Genomic DNA, 2,675 nt, shown 5'->3' with positions numbered 1-2,675 from the left:
CAACCTGGGCGGGGCCGACGGTGTGGTGTGGGTCGATGTGTCGGCCGGTGCCGAGGGTGAGATATCGGCGGTTCCGCCGGCGGTGGCGGCGTCCGACGCCCAGGCCGTGGTCATCGACCCCGCCGGGCAGGCGATCGACCCTGACCGGCGGGACGTCGTGGACGGCGCGCTGCCCGCGTTCGCGCAGTCGACCTCCACGACACACGCGGTACTCGACGCGCCGACCGGGGACGATTACGACGGCGTCGGCGTCGAGGCCGAGGAGCGCCGCGACCTCTTCCTCAGTGTTCCGGGCAATGTCAAACAAACGCTGGTACTGGCCCACGGCCCCGGGCTCAAGCTCGTCACGGATTCGTATGCCTTCTGGGAGACGGAAGACGGGCTGCTGCACATCCAGCGGCCGCAGGTGGCACCGGGTGAGCGTCAGCCCGTCCGGAGGAAGTACGTCATCGGGGAGTTCGTCGTCGACCCGATGGCCGCGATCCCCGGCGAGCGGAAGCAGTCCCGACGGGAAGCGATGGCTCAGCTCCGGCGGGCTCGGGCCGCGGCGAGGCTCGCGGACGAGCGGCGGCAGGCGATCCCGCTCCCCGAGCTGCTGGGGCCCCTCGGCTGGACGTTCACCGAGGTGGGCAAGGGCGCGAAGGTCAATCCGGCCCCCGAGGGATTCGACTGGTCCGCCTACGCCCAGCTCACCGCCGGGTACGCCACCGACCGTCTCAGGGAGCTCCAGGACCTCGCTCTCGAGCGGTTCACCCGGCCGGACCTCGGGCAACTGATGGCCGGGGGACGGTCCTTCGGGCAGACGGTCACCACGGTGTTCGTGAACCGTGCCCTCGGCCAGGGCTCTGTGGAGAACCACCTCGTGCAGTTCCTGGCGGCCATCCCGGACGTCGACGAGGTGTGGGGCTACGGGTGGCTCGGATACCAGAACGTCGCGGCCGCTCCGGCCAGCGCCATCTTCGACAACTCCCTGCCCGAGGGCACGGATCCGAGCCTCATCAAGAACTTCCTGCTCGTGGCCTCGCGGAACGCGCTGGACCGCGTTCTGCGCGCGCTGCGGCCGCGCACCCGGGAGTTCCTCAACGAGCGCCATGACGAGCTGACAGGGCGGCTCCTCCCGCATCTCTCCAATGTGATGGAGCTCTACCGGCGGTTGGTGACGCCGGAGGGGCCCTTCGACGCCGGGTTCTTCGACGCCGTCGGCAACGACGTGCCGACACCGCGGGAGCACTGGACGGCCGTGCTCACCGGCCGCACCTCCGAGGGCGCCGCCATCAGCCAGCGCTACGCGGTCGGCATGGAAGACGACGACTATCCGACCCTGGACACCGACGAGGGCCGGCTGGCGGTCGCGCTGGTCCTGATGGAGCTGCGGCACTTCGGGTACACGGGCCGGCACATGACGCCCGAGGAGATCGAGCGCGCCGTCGAAGAGATCTCCAAGTTCAGCCGGAGCGCCTACGAACGCTCGGTGACGCTTCGCGCCCCGCTGCCCGAGGACGTCCTGCGCGAATCCATCCTGCGGATCGTGAACAACCCGGTGGTGCGTGCCGTCGCGGCCTTCCTCGCGGTGACCGCCGGGGAGGGCGTACCGCAGGTCGACGGTTCCACCAAGAAGCCTGTGGCCGAATGGGACAGCAGGAACATCGCGCTCACGCTGGGCGAATACGCCCTGGGGAGCCGGCTGCCCGCCGACGACCCCGCCGTTCAGCGTCTGCGGGCGGCCGTCGCGGAGGCGTTCGACCTGCTGCCCCAGGTTCCCCCAGGAGCGCAGGCGAGGGTCCGGGCCGTCTTCGAGGCGGCGCGGAATGCCCTCGGCATCCTGGCCGATCCCGCGCAGACGCCGCCGATCATGCCGTGGGCGGCGGAGATCGTGGCGCTGGACGGGTCACGGGTTCTGCTGGACCGGATACAGGTGGCCGGGTACCGGGACGCGGACGGCAAGCCGGTGGGCATGTCGTCGCACCCTGCCCAGGGCTGGCAGGGCGCGCAGCGTCAGACCTATGGCCTGCTGCCGGAGGTGTCCGGGTTCACGCATGTGCGCCGTCCTGAGCCGTCGACCGCGATGCTGGGGCGGCTTGCGGAGCGGGTGACGGGTGACCGGGGTCGTGGGCCGGATGTGCTGCGGTGGGTGCGGGCGATTCGGCTGGTCTACGGTCCGATGCTGGAGAACGACACAGCGGCGTTCGAGGCGCTGCTGCAGGGCTTCTGGGCGCTGGAGCAGACCCGGATGGCCAACGGTGTCCGGTCCCCGCTGACGTGGAGCGACCTGCGGTTCGCGATCGGTGGCGCGGGACGCGGAGATGTCCCTGTTCGCGCCGCCGCCGGGGACGGCCGCGCCCGCGCCCGCGGTGAACCTGCCGGACCCTCCGGCGGTGACGGGGAGTTTCACGGGCGCGAATGACCCGATGTTGTCGTCGCGGACGGTGATGAGAGGTCCGTCGGGTCGTGCGCAGGGTCGTAACTGGACGGGTAAGCCGGTGGATCGGGTGTTGCCGGGCAAGATACGGGTGATTGAGACCCGGCCCGGGCAGTCGCCGGTGATCGTGTCGGAGGACGATGCGCCGTGGCCGGAGGACGCGTATGTCGTCTGGGCCGAGGGTGAGAACGGGCGGGTGCGGCTGCCGGACGGCCGGGTGCTGGGCGCCGAGGGGATCGCTGACGCGTTGGCGGCG

2 protein-coding genes are annotated in these 2,675 nt (G+C 71.1%); both read left to right on the top strand.

Translation table 11 applies throughout. The annotated features are described in order from the left end of the window. Positions 1-2,404, top strand: a 2,404-nt coding sequence (locus tag IG02_RS0135320; RefSeq protein WP_158712458.1) for a hypothetical protein, incomplete at its 5' end; no start/stop codon positions are given. Continuing rightward, positions 2,376-2,675: hypothetical protein (locus tag IG02_RS43345; RefSeq protein ID WP_234315031.1), on the top strand; the 300-nt coding region annotated here is incomplete at its 3' end. The genes IG02_RS0135320 and IG02_RS43345, both read left to right, overlap by 29 nt.

Origin of the sequence: Streptomyces sp. NRRL F-5135 (genome assembly GCF_000719775.1) — a bacterium.
GTDB lineage: Bacteria > Actinomycetota > Actinomycetes > Streptomycetales > Streptomycetaceae > Streptomyces > Streptomyces hebeiensis.
The sequence above is the reverse complement of the archived record's forward strand: the minus strand, read 5'-3'. Positions and strand labels throughout refer to the sequence as shown.